Here is a 16,174-nt window from a genome sequence, read left to right as displayed (position 1 = left end):
CTTGGACAATTTGCCTCAAGTTTGAGCAGCGGAATTCGAATTGAAAAACAAGGCCTTATGTGCTCATGACGGCGGCGTGACAAGCCGCCCGGGCCGAAACTGCCCGCCAGCCCAGCATTGGCGCGGCTGTGGACTTCCCGGCCCGCGCCGGCATTGGGTTTGCGCGTGATTGACGCCCGCGAACCCGCGTCGAACCGAAGGGTCTGGGGTGTGGCTGGCCTCGTCGAGGCCATCTCCCAGAGCCTGGCGGAGCGCTTCTCGGTCGTCGTGGTCGGCGGCGAGATCACCGGCTTCACGCGCGCCGCCAGCGGACATTGCTACTTCTGCCTGAAGGACGCCGACGGCCAGTCGGCCAGCATGCGCTGCGCCATGTTCCGCCGCGCTGCCGCCATGCTGGACTTTTCTCCCGGCGAGGGACTGCTCGTCGAGGTGCGCGGCCGGGTCGCGGTCTACGAGCCGCGCGGCGAACTGCAGTTCGTCGTCGAGGCGATGCGGCGGGCCGGCGCCGGCAGCCTGTACGAGCAGTTCCTAAAGCTGCGCGCCCGGCTGGCGGCCGAGGGGCTCTTCGATGCCGCATCCAAGCGGGCGCTGCCCGTGCACCCGCGCCGCATCGGCGTGATCACCTCGGCGGCGGGGGCGGCCCTGCACGACGTGCTGACGGCGCTGGCCCGCCGCGCGCCGCACGTCGAGGTGGTCGTCTACCCCAGCCCGGTGCAGGGCGCCGAGGCTCCGCCTGCGCTGGTGCAGGCCCTGCGCACCGCCAACGCCAGGGCGGAGGTCGACGTGCTGCTGCTCGTGCGCGGCGGCGGCTCGCTGGAGGACCTTTGGGCCTTCAACGACGAACGAGTCGTGCGCGCGGTGGCGTCGTCGGCCCTGCCGGTCGTGTGCGGCGTGGGGCATGAGACGGACGTGAGCCTGTGCGACCTGGCCGCCGACCTGCGCGCCCCCACGCCCACGGCCGCCGCCGAACTCGCGGCACCCGCACGCGACGCCCTGCTGCAACAGCTCGCCGCCCTCGAGCGCGGCCTGGCCCTGCGCCTGGACCACCGGCTCCAATCCCTTGGCCAGCGCCTGGACCGCCTCGCCCTGCGCCTGGCCCGGCCCAGCGACGCCCTGGCCCGCCAGCGCCGCCGGCTGGAACTGCTGGCCCAGCGGGCGGCTGCGGCGCCCGGCCGACGCCTGGAGCTGCACCGGCAGCGGCTGGAGCACCTCGGGCCGCGTCAGCAGCGCGCGGCCGCCGAGCTGCTGCGCCGCCATGCCGTGCGCCTGGACGGGCTCCAGGCGCGACTGCAGGCCCTGGACCCCCAGCACGTCCTCGCCCGCGGGTATGCGTGGCTGGACGACGGACGGGGCGGCGCCATCACGTCCGTGCAGGCCCTGCAGCCCGGCGCCGACGTGCGCGCCGTGCTGGTCGATGGCAGTGCGGAGCTGAGGGTTCTGGGGGTAGTGCCTTCGCCACAAGGGTGATGCGGCCTCCCTACAATCCTGCGGTTTTTCCCTCCCCCCAAACACCTGAGGATTGCACGATGGAACACACGCTGCCCCCGCTGCCCTACCCGATCGATTCACTGGCGCCCCACTACAGCAAGGAAACGCTCGAGTACCACCACGGCAAGCACCACAACGCCTACGTGGTCAACCTCAACAACCTGCAAAAGGGCACCGAGTTCGAGAACATGCCGCTCGAAGAGATCGTCAAGAAGAGCTCGGGCGGCATCTACAACAACGCCGCGCAGATCTGGAACCACACCTTCTTCTGGAACTGCATGAAGCCCCAGGGCGGCGGCGAGCCCGGCGGCGCGCTGGCTGCGGCCATCAATGCGAAGTGGGGCAGCTACGCCGCCTTCAAGGAGGCATTCGTCAAGAGCGCCGTGGGCAACTTCGGCTCCGGCTGGACCTGGCTGGTCAAGAAGGCCGACGGCTCGGTGGACATCGTCAACATGGGCGCCGCCGGCACGCCGCTGACGACCGGCGACAAGGCGCTGCTGACGGTCGACGTCTGGGAGCACGCCTACTACATCGACTACCGCAACCTGCGCCCCAAGTTCGTCGAGACCTTCCTGAACAACCTCGTGAACTGGCAGTTCGCCGAAGCCAACTTCGCCTGAACGACACCGCTCTGACCCGCGACAGGCCGGCATCCGCCGGCCTTTTTTGCGCCCGCCCCGTAAAGCTCAGGTGCGATGCGTCTGCCTTGATGCAGATCATGGGCCGGCCGCGGGGCAGCGGCCAAGATGGCCGTCGTGAGTGCTCCCCCTCCCGGCCTGCACGCGGCTGATGCCGACGCGCGCCTCCTTGCCCCCTTCACGACCTGGCCCGACGGGCCGGATGGCGTGGCCGTGTCGCAGTTCCAGGTCGGGGGCATCCATTGCGCCGCCTGCTCCGGCATCATCGAGTCGGCCCTGCTGGCCCTACCCGGCGTCGAACAGGCCAGCGTGAACCCCGCTTCGGCGCGCCTGGCGCTGCGTTGGCGGCCTTCGCAACTCCCCCTGGCCGACGTGCTCGCCGGCCTGCAGGCCGTGGGTTACTCGGCCACGCCGGACGTCGCCGCGCCGGCGCGCGACCTGCGCCGGCGCGAAAAGCGGCAGGCGTTGTGGCGGCTCTTCGTCGCCGGCTTCCTGATGATGCAGGTCATGATGATGGCCACCCCCGCCTACGTGGCCGGCGCCGGCGAACTGGCCCCCGACCTGGACCAGTTGCTGCGCTGGGCCAGCTGGGTGATGGCCCTGCCGGTGATGGCTTTCTCGGCGGCCCCCTTCTTCGCCGGCGCCTGGCGCCAGCTGCGCGCCGGCCACCTTGGCATGGACGTGCCCGTGGCGCTGGGCATCGGCGTCACCTTCGTCGCCAGCACCGGGGCGCTGTTCGATCCCGGCGGCCTGCTGGGCCGCGACGTCTATTTCGACTCGCTGACCATGTTCATTGCGCTGCTGCTGCTGGCGCGCTGGTTCGAGCTTGGCGCGCGGCATCGGGCGGCCGAGGCCCTGGAGGCCGTGGCCGGATCGCTGCCGACGGCGGCCGAGCGGCTGCTGGACGATGGCCGCAGTGAGCGCGTTGCGCCCGAGTCCCTGCGCGTGGGCGACCGCATCCGCGTCGCGGCCGGCGAGGCCTTCGCTGCCGATGGCCTGGTGTTGTCGGGGCAGGGCTGGGTCAACGAGGCGCTGCTGACGGGCGAATCGGCACCCGTGGCCAAGGCCCTGGGCGACCCGGTCGTGGCGGGCAGCATCAACGGCGACGGCCCCCTGGTGGTGGCGGTGCAGCGTGTCGGCGCCGACACGACCGCCCAGGGCATCGTGCGCCTGATGCAGCAGGCGCAGAGCCAGCGGCCGCCTGCCCACGGCATCGTCGACCGCGTGGCGGCCGGCTTCACGGCCGGCGTGCTGCTGCTGGCCCTTGCCGCGGGCCTGGCCTGGTGGTGGGTGGAGCCCTCGCGCGCCGTGGCCGTGGCCGTCGCCGTGCTCATCGTCACCTGCCCCTGCGCCCTCACGCTCGCCGCGCCCGCCGCGTGGCTCACGGCCAGCGGCGCGCTCGCGCGACGCGGCCTGCTGCTGACCGACCTGTCCGCGCTGGAGCGGCTGTGCGGCGTCGGCACCGTCGTCTTCGACAAGACCGGCACCCTCAGCGAAGACCGGCTGCAGCTGCAGCGCCACTGGTCCTCGGGCGGCGATGCCGATGCCTTGCTGGCCCAGGCGCGCAGCCTGGCGGCGCTGTCCCGCCATCCACATGCGCGGGCCTTGGTCGACGGTCGCGATGCCAGCGGCTGGACGGATGTGCACGAGCTGCCGGGCCGCGGCGTCGAGGCGCGCGACGCGACGGGGCGGACCTGGCGCCTGGGCGCGCCCGGCTGGGTCAGCGAACGGCCCGATCCTGCGGCGCGGCTCGCCTTCGGCAGCGGCGACAGCGCGTTGTGGATGGACCTCGCCGAGGAGCCCCGCGAGGATGCCCACGAAGCCCTGGCGGCCTTGCGCGGCGCCGGCCTGCGCCTGCGGCTGCTGTCCGGCGACCAGCCCGCCGCGGTGGCCCGCATGGCCGCCGCCCTCGACATCGTGCACTGGCATGCCGGTGCCTCGCCGGACACCAAGCTCGCGCTGCTGCGGGACTGGCAGGCGCGCGGTGAACGCGTGCTGATGGTGGGCGACGGCATCAACGACGCGCCGGTGCTCGCCGCTGCCGACGTCCGCATCGCGATGGGGCAGGGCGCCATGCTGGCCCGCGCCGCGGCCGATGCGCTGCTCGTCTCCAACCGGCTGATGGCCCTTCCTCAGGCCGTGTCGCTGGCCCGTCGCACGCGGCGTGTGCTGCGCCAGAACCTCGCCTGGGCGGCGCTCTACAACCTGGCCTGCGTGCCGCTGGCGCTGGCAGGCCTGCTGCCTCCGCTCGCCGCAGGCATCGGCATGGCGGCGAGTTCGCTCTTCGTCGTGCTCAACGCACAGCGCCTGGCGCGCTGAACCCCCATGGACATCCTCTATCTCCTCATCCCTTTTTCCGTCGTCCTGGTGCTCATCATCCTGGCCGTCTTCGGCTGGGCCGTGAACTCCGGGCAACTCGAAGACCTGTCCCTCGAGGGGGAACGCATCCTGCTTGACAAGGATCAAGGCGTCTAAGACGGTCCACGCGAAGAATCGTTTGCATCAGACTGAAGGAGTCGCGATGGCGAACGAAAAGGCCCTGGCCACCGGGGCAATCTACGAGGATGGACCCGTGCGCGCCTTTGCGCTGGCAGCCGTTCTCTGGGGCGTGGTGGGCATGCTGGTAGGCGTAATCATCGCCGCCCAACTGGCTTGGCCCGATCTGAACTTGGGCATCCCGTGGCTGAGCTACGGCCGCTTGCGACCGCTGCACACCAACGCGGTCATCTTCGCTTTCGGTGGCTGCACGCTGTTCGCCACCAGCTATCACGTCGTTCAACGCACAGGCCAGACGCGGCTCTTCCTGCCGTCCCTGGCCTGGTTCACGTTCTGGGCCTGGCAGCTCGTCATCGTGCTGGCGGCCATCTCGCTGCCGCTGGGCTACACGACCGGCAAGGAATATGCCGAGCTCGAGTGGCCCATCGACATCCTGATCGCCGTGACCTGGGTGGCCTATGCGGTCGTCTTCTTCGGCACGGTGGGCACGCGCAAGATCCGTCACATCTACGTGGCCAACTGGTTCTTCGGCGCCTTCATCATCGCCGTGGCCCTGCTGCACATCGTCAACAGCGCCGAGATCCCGGTCAGCCTCACCAAGAGCTACTCCGCCTACGCCGGCGTGCAGGACGCCATGGTGCAGTGGTGGTACGGCCATAACGCGGTGGGCTTCTTCCTGACTGCCGGCTTCCTCGGGATGATGTACTACTACATCCCCAAGCAGGCCGAGCGTCCGGTCTACAGCTACCGCCTGTCCATCGTCCACTTCTGGGCGCTGATCTTCACCTACATGTGGGCGGGCCCGCACCACCTGCACTACACGGCCCTGCCGGACTGGGCGCAGAGCGTAGGCATGCTGTTCAGCCTGGTGCTGCTGGCGCCGAGCTGGGGCGGCATGATCAACGGCGTCATGACCCTGTCGGGGGCCTGGCACAAGCTGCGTGACGACCCCATCCTGAAGTTCCTCATCGTCGCGCTGTCGTTCTACGGCATGTCGACCTTCGAGGGCCCGATGATGTCGATCAAGACGGTCAACTCGCTGTCCCACTACACCGACTGGACCGTCGGCCACGTGCACAGCGGCGCCCTCGGCTGGGTGGGCCTCATCTCGATGGGTTCGCTCTACCACCTGATCCCGCGCATGTTCGGCCGCACGGAGATGTACTCCAAGCGCGCCATCGAGCTGCACTTCTGGATCGCGACCCTGGGCATCGTGCTCTACATCGCCGCGATGTGGATCGCCGGCGTCATGCAGGGCCTGATGTGGCGTGCGGTCAACCCGGACGGCACCCTGGTCTACACCTTCGTCGAGAGCGTCAAGGCGACCTGGCCGTTCTACGTGATCCGTCTCAGCGGCGGCCTGCTCTACCTGACCGGCATGCTGGTCATGAGCTGGAACGTCATCAAGACCGTGCAGGCCGGCCGTGCGCAGCCGGTGAGCATCCCCGCGCCTGTGATGGCCCACGCCTGAAGGAGATTTCATGAGTACCGATACCCAAGCCGTCTCCGGCCACCAGCGCATCGAGACCAGCAACCTGCTGATGATCGTGCTGGTGCTGCTGACCGTGCTGGTCGGCGGCGTCGTCGAGATCGTGCCGCTGTTCTTCCAGCGCTCGACCACCCAGGCCGCCCCTGGCCTGAAGCCCTACACCGCGCTGCAGCTGGCCGGCCGCGACATCTACCTCCGCGAGGGCTGCTACAACTGCCACTCGCAGATGATCCGGCCGCTCGCCGCCGAGACGCTGCGTTATGGCAAGTACTCCACCGCGGGTGAGTTCGTCTACGACCACCCGTTCCAGTGGGGCAGCAAGCGCACCGGTCCCGACCTGGCTCGCGTGGGCGGCAAGTACAGCGACGACTGGCATCGCATCCACCTGAACAACCCGCGCGACCTCGTGCCCGAGTCCAACATGCCGGCCTATTCCTGGCTGGCGGGCGCTCCGGTGGACGCTGCCGGCATGCCGGCACGGCTGGCCGCGATGCGCCTGCTGGGCGTGCCCTACAGCGAGGCTGAAGTGAAGTCCTCCGCGCAGGACGTGGCCGGCAAGACCGAGCTCGACGCGCTGGTGGCTTATCTGCAGGTGCTCGGCACCGCGAACAAGTAAGGAGCCCGCACCATGGGCATCAACGAACTCCGCATTGCCGTGACCCTCGTGTCGCTGGCCGTTTTCGTGGGCATCGTCGTCTGGGCCTGGCGCGGCCGTTTCGACGCCGCCGCCGCTCTGCCCTTCGAGGGAGGTGAGCAATGAGCGACTTCATCAATTCGGGCTGGTCGGTCTTCGTGGCCGCCGCCACCATCTTCGGCCTGGTGGCCTGCGTCGTGCTGCTGCTCATCGCCAGCCGCCGCCAGCCGTCCGCGGCCGACAACACCACCGGCCACATCTGGGACGAAGACCTGCGTGAGCTGAACAACCCGCTGCCGCTGTGGTGGATGGGCCTGTTCGTGCTGACCATCGTCTTCGCCGGCGCCTACCTCGCCCTCTACCCGGGCCTGGGCAGCTCGGCGGGCAAGCTGGGCTGGAGCAGCGCGGGCGAGCATGCGGCCGACGTGGCCCAGGCCCGCGCCACGATGGCTCCCGTCTACGCCGCCTTCAACGGCATGGCGCCGGAGCAGCTGGCCAAGGACCCCAAGGCCCACGCCATCGGCGAGCGCCTGTTCGCCAACAATTGCGCGCAGTGCCACGGTGCCGACGCCAAGGGCTCCAAGGGCTTCCCCAACCTGACGGACAACGACTGGCTCTGGGGCGGCAGCTACGACACCATCGTCGAAACCATCACCAAGGGCCGCGAGGGCAACATGCCCGTCATGGCGCCGGCGGTGGGCACGAGCGAGGACGTGCGCAACGTCGCCCACTACGTGCTGTCGCTGTCGGGCAGCCCGCACAACGCGCTGTACGCCCAGCTCGGCAAGCCCAAGTTCGTCGCCTGCGCGGCCTGCCACGGTCCCGCCGGCCAGGGCAACCAGGCCCTCGGCGCTCCCAACCTGAGCGACAAGATCTGGCTGCATGGCTGGGGCGAGCAGGCCGTGATGGCGATGATCAACAACGGCAAGCACAATGTGATGCCGGCCCACGGCGAACGGCTCACGCCCGAACAGATCCGCGTGCTGGCCGCCTACGTCTGGAGCCTGTCGCAATCGCAGGCCGTCGCCGCCGCACCCTGACCTGACCCATGACCGCTCCCGCCGCGCCCGGCTCGGGTGATGCCACCCACGTCATCCGCCTCTACCGATCGGAAGACAGGATCCACCCCCGATCGGTGGACGGCTTCTACGCCCGCTGGCGCTGGGCCTTCGTCGCGCTGACCCAGATCGTCTTCTACGGCCTGCCCTGGCTCAACTGGGGCGAACGGCAGGCCGTGCTGTTCGACCTGGGCGCGCGGCGTTTCTACGTCTTCGGACTGGTGCTCTATCCGCAGGACTTCGTCTACCTGACGGCCCTGCTGATGATCTCGGCCTACGGCCTCTTCCTGTTCACGGCCGTGGCGGGCCGCCTGTGGTGCGGCTATGCCTGCCCGCAGACGGTCTACACCGAGATCTTCATGCGGGTGGAGCATTGGTTCGAGGGCGACCGCAATGCGCGGCTGCGCCTGGACAAGGCCCCCTGGGGATGGAACAAGCTCTGGCGCAAGAGCGGCAAGCAGGCCGTCTGGATCGCCCTCGGGCTGTGGACGGGCTTCACCTTCGTCGGCTACTTCACGCCCATCCACACGCTGGCCGCGGAGGTCGCGGAGCTGGCGCTGGGCCCGTGGGAGACCTTCTGGGTGCTGTTCTACGGCTTCGCCACCTATGGCAACGCCGGCTACATGCGCGAGCAGGTCTGCAAGTACATGTGCCCCTACGCGCGCTTCCAGAGCGCGATGTTCGACCGCGACACCCTCATCGTCAGCTACGACCCCGACCGCGGCGAGCCGCGCGGCAACAACGCCCAACGCGGCAAGAAGGGCGAGGCGCGCGCCGACGCCATCGGCGACTGCATCGACTGCGGGCTGTGCGTGCAGGTCTGCCCGACGGGCATCGACATCCGCAACGGCCTGCAATACGAGTGCATCGGCTGCGCCGCCTGCATCGACGTCTGCAACGGCGTCATGGACAAGATGGGCACCGAGCGTGGCCTCATCCGCTACGACACCGAGAACGGCCTGGAGCAGCACCTCGACGCCGGGCAGCGCTGGCGCCGCGTGCTGCGCCCGCGCGTGCTGATCTACACCACCGTCCTCCTCATCATCTGCACGGCGCTTCTGTGGAGCCTGGCCTCGCGGCACAGCTTCCGCGTCGACGTCGTGCGCGACCGTGCGTCGCTCGCCCGTATCGTGGATGATGGGTGGATCGAGAACGTCTACCGCCTGCAGGTCATGAACGCCACCGAATCGCCCCAGCACTACCGCATCGAGGTCGAAGGCCTGAGCGGGCTGGTGCTGAGCCAGGCCACGACGGTGGACCTGGGCCCGGCCGAGGCGCGCTGGGTGGCGGTGGCCTTGCGCATGCCGCCGGAGGCGGCGCAAAGCCTCAAGGCAGGCGCCCACCCGATGCATTGGCGCATCAGCCGAGACGGCCCGTCCCCCGAGGTGGTCGTCGAGAAATCCACGTTTGTGCTGCCGCGTTGACGGCAAGGAGACCGACATGTCCGCAACCCATCCCTTGCCTGCCCGGTCCGCCTGGCGCGAGCCCATGGTCTGGTTGGTGGTTGGCGGCCCGGCCGTCGTCGTGGTGGCCAGCTTCCTGACGCTGGCCCTGGCCATCCGCCATCCCGATCCGCCGCTGGATCTCCACGCCACGGCCCAGCGGTCTGCCGACGATGTCGAGCCGGCCGACGTGCGGGCCCACTCTGGCGACATGCCGGCCCTCGTGGCTCGCAATCACGCCGCCACCGGCGTACCCGGGGCCAAGCGGTGATTGCAGGCGGCCCGGGCCCCTCCCGCCTCGCGCGCTACGCGATGGCGGTGGCCTGGTCGTCCTTCCTGGGGGCGGGCGTCCTGGAGGCCCTGGTCTTTGCCGTCGTCGACCCCGGCGAGCTGCGCTGGTTCGGCGCGGCGCCCGTCGAGCTGTCGGCCCAGGCGGTCTACACCTTGAGCTTCCTGATCTTCTGGGGTGTCAGTGCCCTGGGTTCCAGCCTGGCCCTGCTGCTGGTGAGCCTGCCCGACGAAGGCCGGCCCGCGCGTCACGCCCCCGGCTGGCCGCGCTGAGTCACCACGCGGGCGCTGCGGTCGTAGGTCCAGTAGGCCCAGGCCCAGTCCAGCAGCACCATGAAGCGGTTGCGGAAGCCGATCAGGAAGTACACGTGGGCGAACAACCAGAACAGCCAGGCCGGATAGCCTGAAAAGCGCACCGGCCCGGCCGGCGTGCCGAGATCGACGACCGCACTGTTGCGGCCGATGGTCGCCAGGTTGCCGTAGTCGCGGTAGCGAAACGGCTGCGTCGGCTCGCCGCGTCGGCGGCGTTTGAGGTTGGCTGCGGCGCAGCGGCCCATCTGCTTGGCGCCGGGCGACACGCCGGGCACCGGCCTGGGCTCCCGCCCCGGCACATGGCTGCGGGCGGCGGCGAGGTCGCCGATGACCTGGATGTCCGGATGGCCCGGCACGCTCAGGTCGGCTTCGACGACGACCCTGCCGGCCCGGTCCAGCGTACAGCCGGTCGCCTCGGCCAGCACGCGCCCGAGGGGCGACGCCGCCACCCCGGCGGCCCAGACGATGCAGCGGCTGTCCAGCCGCTCGGCGCCGGAGTCGGTGACGAAGTCCAGCCCCTGGGCGTCGAGGCCGGTGACCCGGGCGCCGACGCGCACTTCGACACCCAGCGCGGCGAGTTGTTCACGGGCGCGCTCGCTCAGCGACTCGGGCATGGCCTGCAGCACGCGCGGGCTGCCTTCGACCAGCGTGACGCGGGCCTGGCGAGGGTCGATGCGGCGGAATTCGCCGGGCAGGGTGTGGCGCGCGATCTCGGCGAAGGTGCCGGCCAGCTCCACGCCGGTGGGGCCGCCGCCCACGACGACGAACTGCAGCAGGGCGGCGCGCCGGGCCGGGTCGTCCTCGCGCTCGGCGGCCTCGAATGCCAGCAGCACGCGGCGCCGGATCTCGAAGGCGTCGTCCAGGGTCTTGAGGCCCGGGGCGAACGCGGCCCAGTCGTCGCGTCCGAAGTAGCTGTGCGTGGCGCCGGCGGCCACGATCAGGTGGTCCCAGCGCAACAGGCCGCCGTCCTTGAGCGTCGCCGTCCTGGCCCGGGCGTCGATGGCGACCACTTCTCCCATCAGCGTCGTCACGTTGCGCTGTCGGCGGAAGAGGTGGCGGATGGGCGCAGCGATGGAGGGGGCCGACAGCCCGGCCGTCGCCACCTGGTAGAGCAGGGGTTGGAAGAGGTGGTGGTTGGTCTTGTCGACCACCGTCACGTCGATGTCGGCAGCGCCGGAACCGCTCAGGGCCCGCGCCGCCTCCAGGCCGCCGAATCCGCAGCCGATGATGAGGACTTGGGGACGCATGGCCCCATCCTACGCCGCCTTTGCTGCGGTGCAGCAAAGGCCATCACGGCTTGCGGGTGGGTCGCTGTGGGCTCGCCCTCAGCAGGCGGCGTTGGAGACCAGCCCTTGCAGGGCCTGCAGATCGAGGACGGTGATCTGGCGCTGCTTCACGTCCAGCACGCCTTCCTCCTGGAACTTGGAGAACGTGCGGCTAACGGTCTCGAGCTTGAGGCCGAGGTAGCTGCCGATCTCTTCGCGCGTCATGCGCAGTACCACGCTCGACGCGGAAAAGCCCCGGGCCTGCAGCCGCTGGGTCAGGTTGAGCAGGAAGGCCGCGAGCCGCTCCTCGGCGCGCATATTCCCCAGCAGCAGCATCACGCCATGGTCGCGCACGATCTCGCGGCTCATGATCTTGTGGAACTGGTGCTGCAGCACCGTGAACTCGCGCGACAGCTCCTCCAGCTGGCTGTACGGGATGACGCAGACCGAGGAGTCCTCCAGCGCGACGGCATCGCAATGGTGGTGGTCGCTGCTGATGCCGTCCAGGCCGAGCAACTCGCCGGCCATCTGGAAGCCGGTGACCTGGTCACGGCCGTCCTCGCTGTTGACGCAGGTCTTGAAGAAGCCGGTGCGCACCGCATAAAGCGCCTCGAAGCGCTCGCCGTTGCGAAAGAGATGGTCGCCCCGCTGCACGGTCCGGCGCTTGGCGACGAGGCCGTCGAGGCGGCTCAGGTCGTGGACGTTCAGTCCGACGGGCAGGCAAAGCTCGCGCAGGTTGCAGCTCGCACACGCGACCTTGAGCGGCTCAAGCGTCATGTCGGGGCAGTTTCGGGCGGGGGCCGCGAACGGCGTGGGAGTCGGCATGGTCTGGCGCTTGGCTTGCATCAATGCCGGGCATTCTTGGCCGCCCGCCCGGCCGCCCGCTTGATCTGGATCAAAACCGCGGCCAAGGTGGCTCGGCACAGTGGTCGCATGGCTGCACTGACTGAAACCGTCCGCCCCCTCGACCCCGACCTGCTGCGTCGCCACGACGTGGCCGGTCCGCGCTACACGTCCTACCCGACGGCCGACCGCTTCGTCGAGGCCCACCAGGCGCCGCAGCACCTGCAGGCGCTGGCACAGCGCGGCGCCGCGCAGGCGCTGTCGATCTACGTGCACATCCCGTTTTGCGAGCAGCTCTGCTACTACTGCGCCTGCAACAAGATCATCACCAAGCACCATGAGCGCGCCCAGCCCTACCTGGACCTGCTCGAGGTGGAGATGGACCTGGTCGCCGGCGCCATCGGCGGGCATGCGCCGGTGTCGCAACTGCACCTCGGCGGCGGTTCGCCGACCTTTCTTTCCGACGCCGAACTCAGCGCGCTGATGGCGTCGCTGCGGCAGCGCTTCCGCCTGCTGCCGAGCGCCGAACTGTCCATCGAGGTCGACCCCCGCACCGTCGACGCCGGCCGGCTGGCCCACCTGAAGTCTCTGGGTTTCAACCGCCTGTCGCTGGGCGTACAGGATTTCGAGCCGGCGGTGCAGAAGGCGGTGCATCGCGTGCAGCCTTTCGAATCGGTCGCCGCGCTGATGCGCTCGGCGCGGGCCCTCGGCTTCACCTCGATCAGCGTCGACCTGATCTACGGCCTGCCGCTGCAGACGCCGGCCAGCTTCGCCCGCACCATCGCCCAGGTGTCCGAGCTGCGGCCCGACCGCATCGCGATGTACGCCTATGCCCACCTGCCGCAGCGCTTCAAGCCCCAGCGCCGCATCGTGGCCGAACTGCTGCCGCCGGCTGGAGACAAGCTGGCCATGCTGTCCGGCGCCATCAGCGCGCTGCTGGGCGATGGCTACACCTACATCGGCATGGACCACTTCGCCCTGCCGGACGACCCGCTGGCCGTGGCCAAGCGCCAAGGCCTGTTGCACCGCAATTTCCAGGGCTATTCCACGCAGCCGGACTGCGACCTCGTCGGTCTCGGCGTCTCGGCCATCAGCCGCGTGGGCGCCACCTACGCCCAGAACGCCAAGACGCTGGAGGAATACGAGGACTCCCTCCGCCAGCGCCAGTTGCCCGTGCAGCGTGGCCTGGCACTGAACCGCGACGACCTCGTGCGCCGTGCCGTCATCATGGCGCTGATGTGCCAGGGCCGCGTCGAGTTCGAGTCCATCGCCGCGTCCTACCTCGTCGACGTGCCCCGCTACTTCGCGCCCGAGATCGAGCGGCTGGAGCAGCTCGCGGACCAGGGTCTCGTCACGCTCGAGCCGGGGGCCATCCAGGTGACGCCGCTGGGCTGGTACTTCGTGCGGGCGGTGGCCATGGTCTTCGACCGCTACCTGCAGGCCGACGCGAGCCGGGAGCGCTTCTCCAAGATCATCTGATGGCGCTCGATGTTGCGCTGATCACGTCGGCCACCCTCATGGGCCTGGCCGGCATGCCGCATTGCGCGGCGATGTGCAGCGCGCCCTGCGCCCTGGCGGGTGGCCACCGGCCGGCGAGGCTGCTCGCGGGCCGGCTCGTCGGCTATGCCGCGGGCGGTGCCATCGCGGCGGCCTCGGCCCAGGCCCTGGCGCGCGCCTCCCAGAGCGCGGCCCTGCTGCAACCCGCCTGGGCGTTGCTGCAGGCGGCGATGCTGCTGCTGGGGTTGACCCTGCTCGTGCGTGGCCGCATGCCCGTCTGGCTGGGCCGCGTGAACTGGCGCCCCCAGCCCCGCCACGCCTTCTTCACCGGCATGGCCTGGCTGGTCATGCCCTGCGGCCTGCTGCATGCGGCGCTGCTGCTGGCTGCGCTGGCCAGTTCGCCCCTCGGCGGTGCGGGCGCGATGGCTGGCTTCGCGCTCGGCAGCACGCCCGGCCTGGTGATCGCGCCGTTGTGGCGGGCGCGGCTGCTGCGCCGCGGTGCCGGCGGCGAGATGCTGGCCCTGCGCCTGGCCGGCCTGGCCCTGGTGGTGGGCGCCGGCTTTGCGCTCGGTCACGGCGTTTGGCAGCGCATCGCGCTGGCCTGCTGACGCGGTCATAAACTCGCCGGGTTTCGTTTTCCCTCTCGCCTTTTTGCGAAAGCCCCCAGCCATGTACCAACACATCCAAGTGCCCGAAGGCGGCCAGAAGATCACCGTCAACGCCGACTTCTCGCTGAATGTGCCCACCCATCCCATCATTCCCTACATCGAGGGAGACGGCACCGGCCTCGACATCACGCCCGTCATGCTCAAGGTGGTGGACGCGGCCGTGGCCAAGGCCTATGGCGGCGCCCGCAAGATCCACTGGATGGAGATCTATGCCGGCGAGAAGAGCACCCGCGTCTACGGCCCGGACGTCTGGCTGCCCGAAGAGACGCTGCAGGTCCTGAAGGACTATGTCGTCTCGATCAAGGGGCCGTTGACGACGCCGGTCGGCGGCGGCATCCGCTCGTTGAACGTGGCCCTGCGCCAGGAGCTCGATCTCTACGTCTGCCTGCGCCCCGTGCAGTATTTCGACGGCGTGCCCAGCCCCGTGAAGGAGCCGCACAAGGTCGACATGGTCATCTTCCGCGAGAACTCGGAGGACATCTACGCCGGCATCGAGTACGAGGCCGAAAGCGACAAGGCCAAGAAGCTCATCAAGTTCCTGCAGGAGGAGATGGGCGTCAAGAAGATCCGCTTCCCCAACACCTCGGGCATCGGCATCAAGCCCGTGTCGCGCGAGGGCACCGAGCGCCTGGTGCGCAAGGCCATCCAGTACGCCATCGACAACGACAAGCCCAGCGTGACCCTGGTCCACAAGGGCAACATCATGAAGTTCACGGAAGGCGGCTTCCGTGACTGGGGCTACGCCCTGGCGCAGAAGGAATTCGGCGCCCAGCTGATCGACGGCGGCCCGTGGTGCAAGTTCAAGAACCCCAAGACGGGGCGCGACATCACCATCAAGGACAGCATCGCCGACGCCTTCCTGCAGCAGATCATCCTGCGCCCGGCGGAATACAGCGTCATCGCGACCCTCAACCTCAACGGCGACTACATCTCCGATGCCCTGGCCGCGCAAGTGGGCGGCATCGGCATAGCGCCGGGCGCCAACATGAGCGACTCGGTGGCGATGTTCGAAGCCACCCACGGCACAGCGCCCAAGTACGCCGGCAAGGACTACGTCAACCCGGGCTCGGAGATCCTCTCCGCCGAGATGATGCTGCGCCACATGGGCTGGACGGAAGCGGCCGACCTCATCATCAGCGCCATGGAAAAGGCCATCCTGAGCAAGAAGGTGACCTACGACTTCGCCCGCCTGATGGACGGGGCGACGCAGGTGTCCTGCTCCGGCTTCGGCCAGGTCATGATCGACCAGATGGGCTGAGCTTTCGAGCCCGCCCGCGCGGCGCCCCTGCGGGCCCCGTCCTCCCAGGAGGCCGGGGCCTTTTTCATGTCGGCGTCATCGGAGGGCTACATCCTCCGGCGAGCTGTGCGCCACGCGTCGGTCACTGGTAGCAAGGCAAAAGTCATCTGTCGAGAATCTTGACAACTCGGCACGGGCGCGCGGGCATTCCGTCACAAGCTGCTGAATTCTCAAGGGTTTTCTCGAATGGCATGCACCTTGCTTGGCGTGCTGAGTCTGTTCTCGTCCCAGGAGGAAAAATGAAACTCAAGTTCGTTCCGGTCGTCGCGGCCCTTTCGTTTGCTGCCGCCGCGGCGCAGGCCTCGACGGTCAACCTCGGTACGCTCGGCTCGACCATCACCACCACCGGTGGCGCGGCGACGTCCTTCGGTGCGATCGTCAACGACAACTTCACGTTCTCGGTGTCCGTGGCCTCCACGGTGGAGAGCAACGCGAGCGTCGTTTTCGGCAACCTCAACCCCGCCTTCTACGGCATCTACACCGCGGGCCTGGATTCGATCGTCGGCAACGCCGACGACGTGCTGGTGGTCGGCCATGGTTTCTCCGCCGTGTCGACCAGCCACTTCGACACCCTGGCCGCCGGCAACTACTACTTCAAGGTCCTGGCGCTGTCGAACGCGCCGGTGTCGGCCTATGCCCTCGCGGCGAAGGCCGTTGCCCAGCCGGTGCCGGAGCCCGAGACCTATGCGCTGCTCGGCGCTGGCCTGGGCATCATCGGGTTCGTCGCGCGCCGTCGTCGCGCCGACTGATCCGGGATCA

At 69.2% G+C, this 16,174-nt stretch carries 17 protein-coding genes; 15 read left to right on the top strand and 2 right to left on the bottom strand.

Annotated elements, in window-relative coordinates; all coding sequences use genetic code 11:
• Window positions 1-165 precede the first annotated feature (165 nt).
• The 11 genes from xseA to LXT12_RS06480 all read left to right on the top strand — a co-directional run bounded on the left by xseA (window position 166) and on the right by LXT12_RS06480 (window position 9,806).
• Window positions 166-1,467: an exodeoxyribonuclease VII large subunit gene (xseA, locus tag LXT12_RS06530; protein ID WP_233390608.1), complete on the top strand. Its 1,302-nt coding sequence runs from the start codon at window positions 166-168 to the stop codon at window positions 1,465-1,467.
• Window positions 1,468-1,526: 59 nt separating this feature from the next.
• The gene (locus LXT12_RS06525) at window positions 1,527-2,108 is read left to right on the top strand and encodes a superoxide dismutase (protein ID WP_233390607.1); all 582 of its coding nucleotides are present in this window, start codon (window positions 1,527-1,529) and stop codon (window positions 2,106-2,108) included.
• A 126-nt stretch (window positions 2,109-2,234) separates the two neighbouring features.
• Window positions 2,235-4,445 carry a heavy metal translocating P-type ATPase gene (locus LXT12_RS06520; protein WP_233390606.1) on the top strand — a complete coding sequence of 737 codons (2,211 nt, stop codon included), beginning with the start codon at window positions 2,235-2,237 and terminating at the stop codon, window positions 4,443-4,445.
• Between the two features lie 6 nt (window positions 4,446-4,451).
• Window positions 4,452-4,601 carry a cbb3-type cytochrome oxidase assembly protein CcoS gene (gene ccoS / locus LXT12_RS06515; protein ID WP_233390605.1) on the top strand — a complete coding sequence of 50 codons (150 nt, stop codon included), beginning with the start codon at window positions 4,452-4,454 and terminating at the stop codon, window positions 4,599-4,601.
• Window positions 4,602-4,647: 46 nt separating this feature from the next.
• Window positions 4,648-6,093 (top strand): cytochrome-c oxidase, cbb3-type subunit I, encoded by a 1,446-nt coding sequence (ccoN, locus tag LXT12_RS06510; RefSeq protein WP_233390604.1) that lies wholly within the window; start codon window positions 4,648-4,650, stop codon window positions 6,091-6,093.
• 10 nt (window positions 6,094-6,103) lie between these two features.
• Window positions 6,104-6,727, top strand: a complete 624-nt coding sequence (gene ccoO / locus LXT12_RS06505) for a cytochrome-c oxidase, cbb3-type subunit II (RefSeq protein ID WP_233390603.1) — start codon at window positions 6,104-6,106, stop codon at window positions 6,725-6,727.
• Between the two features lie 12 nt (window positions 6,728-6,739).
• Window positions 6,740-6,871: a cbb3-type cytochrome oxidase subunit 3 gene (locus tag LXT12_RS06500; protein ID WP_233390602.1), complete on the top strand. Its 132-nt coding sequence runs from the start codon at window positions 6,740-6,742 to the stop codon at window positions 6,869-6,871.
• A complete protein-coding gene (gene ccoP, locus LXT12_RS06495) occupies window positions 6,868-7,785 on the top strand; it encodes a cytochrome-c oxidase, cbb3-type subunit III (protein WP_233390601.1) in 918 nt (305 codons plus the stop codon). Before LXT12_RS06500 ends, ccoP begins: the two co-directional genes overlap by 4 nt.
• Before the next feature lie 8 nt (window positions 7,786-7,793).
• Entirely contained in the window at window positions 7,794-9,227 is a 1,434-nt protein-coding gene (ccoG, locus tag LXT12_RS06490; protein WP_233390600.1) for a cytochrome c oxidase accessory protein CcoG, read from the top strand.
• A gap of 16 nt (window positions 9,228-9,243) precedes the next feature.
• Window positions 9,244-9,516 (top strand): hypothetical protein, encoded by a 273-nt coding sequence (locus LXT12_RS06485; RefSeq protein ID WP_233390599.1) that lies wholly within the window; start codon window positions 9,244-9,246, stop codon window positions 9,514-9,516.
• Window positions 9,513-9,806: a hypothetical protein gene (locus LXT12_RS06480; protein WP_233390597.1), complete on the top strand. Its 294-nt coding sequence runs from the start codon at window positions 9,513-9,515 to the stop codon at window positions 9,804-9,806. The genes LXT12_RS06485 and LXT12_RS06480 overlap by 4 nt, the downstream gene beginning before the upstream one ends.
• Here the strand turns inward: LXT12_RS06480 and LXT12_RS06475 are convergent.
• Both LXT12_RS06475 and fnr read right to left on the bottom strand, forming a co-directional pair.
• The gene (locus tag LXT12_RS06475; protein WP_233390596.1) at window positions 9,782-11,092 is read right to left on the bottom strand and encodes an NAD(P)/FAD-dependent oxidoreductase; all 1,311 of its coding nucleotides are present in this window, start codon (window positions 11,090-11,092) and stop codon (window positions 9,782-9,784) included. The two genes, LXT12_RS06480 and LXT12_RS06475, sit on opposite strands and share 25 nt — an antisense overlap.
• 78 nt (window positions 11,093-11,170) lie before the next feature.
• On the bottom strand, window positions 11,171-11,887 hold the full coding sequence (gene fnr / locus LXT12_RS06470; protein ID WP_233390594.1) for a fumarate/nitrate reduction transcriptional regulator Fnr: 717 nt from the start codon (window positions 11,885-11,887) through the stop codon (window positions 11,171-11,173).
• Window positions 11,888-12,043: 156 nt separating this feature from the next.
• On the opposite strand from fnr, the gene hemN reads away from it, so the two are divergent.
• The 4 genes from hemN to LXT12_RS06450 all read left to right on the top strand — a co-directional run bounded on the left by hemN (window position 12,044) and on the right by LXT12_RS06450 (window position 16,164).
• Window positions 12,044-13,432 (top strand): oxygen-independent coproporphyrinogen III oxidase, encoded by a 1,389-nt coding sequence (gene hemN / locus LXT12_RS06465; RefSeq protein WP_233390592.1) that lies wholly within the window; start codon window positions 12,044-12,046, stop codon window positions 13,430-13,432.
• Window positions 13,432-14,058, top strand: a complete 627-nt coding sequence (locus LXT12_RS06460; protein WP_233390590.1) for an urease accessory protein UreH domain-containing protein — start codon at window positions 13,432-13,434, stop codon at window positions 14,056-14,058. The genes hemN and LXT12_RS06460 overlap by 1 nt, the downstream gene beginning before the upstream one ends.
• A 61-nt stretch (window positions 14,059-14,119) precedes the next feature.
• Window positions 14,120-15,376, top strand: coding sequence for an NADP-dependent isocitrate dehydrogenase (gene icd, locus LXT12_RS06455; protein ID WP_233390588.1), 1,257 nt, complete (start codon window positions 14,120-14,122; stop codon window positions 15,374-15,376).
• Between the two features lie 278 nt (window positions 15,377-15,654).
• Complete coding sequence (locus LXT12_RS06450) at window positions 15,655-16,164, top strand: FxDxF family PEP-CTERM protein (protein ID WP_233390586.1); 510 nt, start codon at window positions 15,655-15,657, stop codon at window positions 16,162-16,164.
• Window positions 16,165-16,174 lie beyond the last annotated feature (10 nt).

It is taken from the genome of Pelomonas caseinilytica (assembly GCF_021353235.1).
Taxonomy (GTDB): Bacteria; Pseudomonadota; Gammaproteobacteria; order Burkholderiales; family Burkholderiaceae_C; genus Pelomonas; species Pelomonas caseinilytica.
Note: the sequence above shows the minus strand (reverse complement) of the source record. Positions and strands in the feature narration are given on the sequence as shown.

Excerpts from the sequence above, each read along its gene's own strand:
- LXT12_RS06450 (WP_233390586.1), top strand. The coding sequence starts at position 15,655 with ATGAAACTCAAGTTCGTTCCGGTCGTCGCGGCCCTTTCGTTTGCTGCC.
- LXT12_RS06520 (WP_233390606.1), top strand. The coding sequence starts at position 2,235 with ATGGCCGTCGTGAGTGCTCCCCCTCCCGGCCTGCACGCGGCTGATGCC.
- ccoS (WP_233390605.1), top strand. The coding sequence starts at position 4,452 with ATGGACATCCTCTATCTCCTCATCCCTTTTTCCGTCGTCCTGGTGCTC.
- LXT12_RS06485 (WP_233390599.1), top strand. The coding sequence starts at position 9,244 with ATGTCCGCAACCCATCCCTTGCCTGCCCGGTCCGCCTGGCGCGAGCCC.
- ccoG (WP_233390600.1), top strand. The coding sequence starts at position 7,794 with ATGACCGCTCCCGCCGCGCCCGGCTCGGGTGATGCCACCCACGTCATC.
- LXT12_RS06500 (WP_233390602.1), top strand. The coding sequence starts at position 6,740 with ATGGGCATCAACGAACTCCGCATTGCCGTGACCCTCGTGTCGCTGGCC.
- fnr (WP_233390594.1), bottom strand. The coding sequence starts at position 11,887 with ATGACGCTTGAGCCGCTCAAGGTCGCGTGTGCGAGCTGCAACCTGCGC.
- icd (WP_233390588.1), top strand. The coding sequence starts at position 14,120 with ATGTACCAACACATCCAAGTGCCCGAAGGCGGCCAGAAGATCACCGTC.
- LXT12_RS06525 (WP_233390607.1), top strand. The coding sequence starts at position 1,527 with ATGGAACACACGCTGCCCCCGCTGCCCTACCCGATCGATTCACTGGCG.
- hemN (WP_233390592.1), top strand. The coding sequence starts at position 12,044 with ATGGCTGCACTGACTGAAACCGTCCGCCCCCTCGACCCCGACCTGCTG.
- ccoN (WP_233390604.1), top strand. The coding sequence starts at position 4,648 with ATGGCGAACGAAAAGGCCCTGGCCACCGGGGCAATCTACGAGGATGGA.
- ccoP (WP_233390601.1), top strand. The coding sequence starts at position 6,868 with ATGAGCGACTTCATCAATTCGGGCTGGTCGGTCTTCGTGGCCGCCGCC.
- LXT12_RS06460 (WP_233390590.1), top strand. The coding sequence starts at position 13,432 with ATGGCGCTCGATGTTGCGCTGATCACGTCGGCCACCCTCATGGGCCTG.
- ccoO (WP_233390603.1), top strand. The coding sequence starts at position 6,104 with ATGAGTACCGATACCCAAGCCGTCTCCGGCCACCAGCGCATCGAGACC.
- LXT12_RS06475 (WP_233390596.1), bottom strand. The coding sequence starts at position 11,092 with ATGCGTCCCCAAGTCCTCATCATCGGCTGCGGATTCGGCGGCCTGGAG.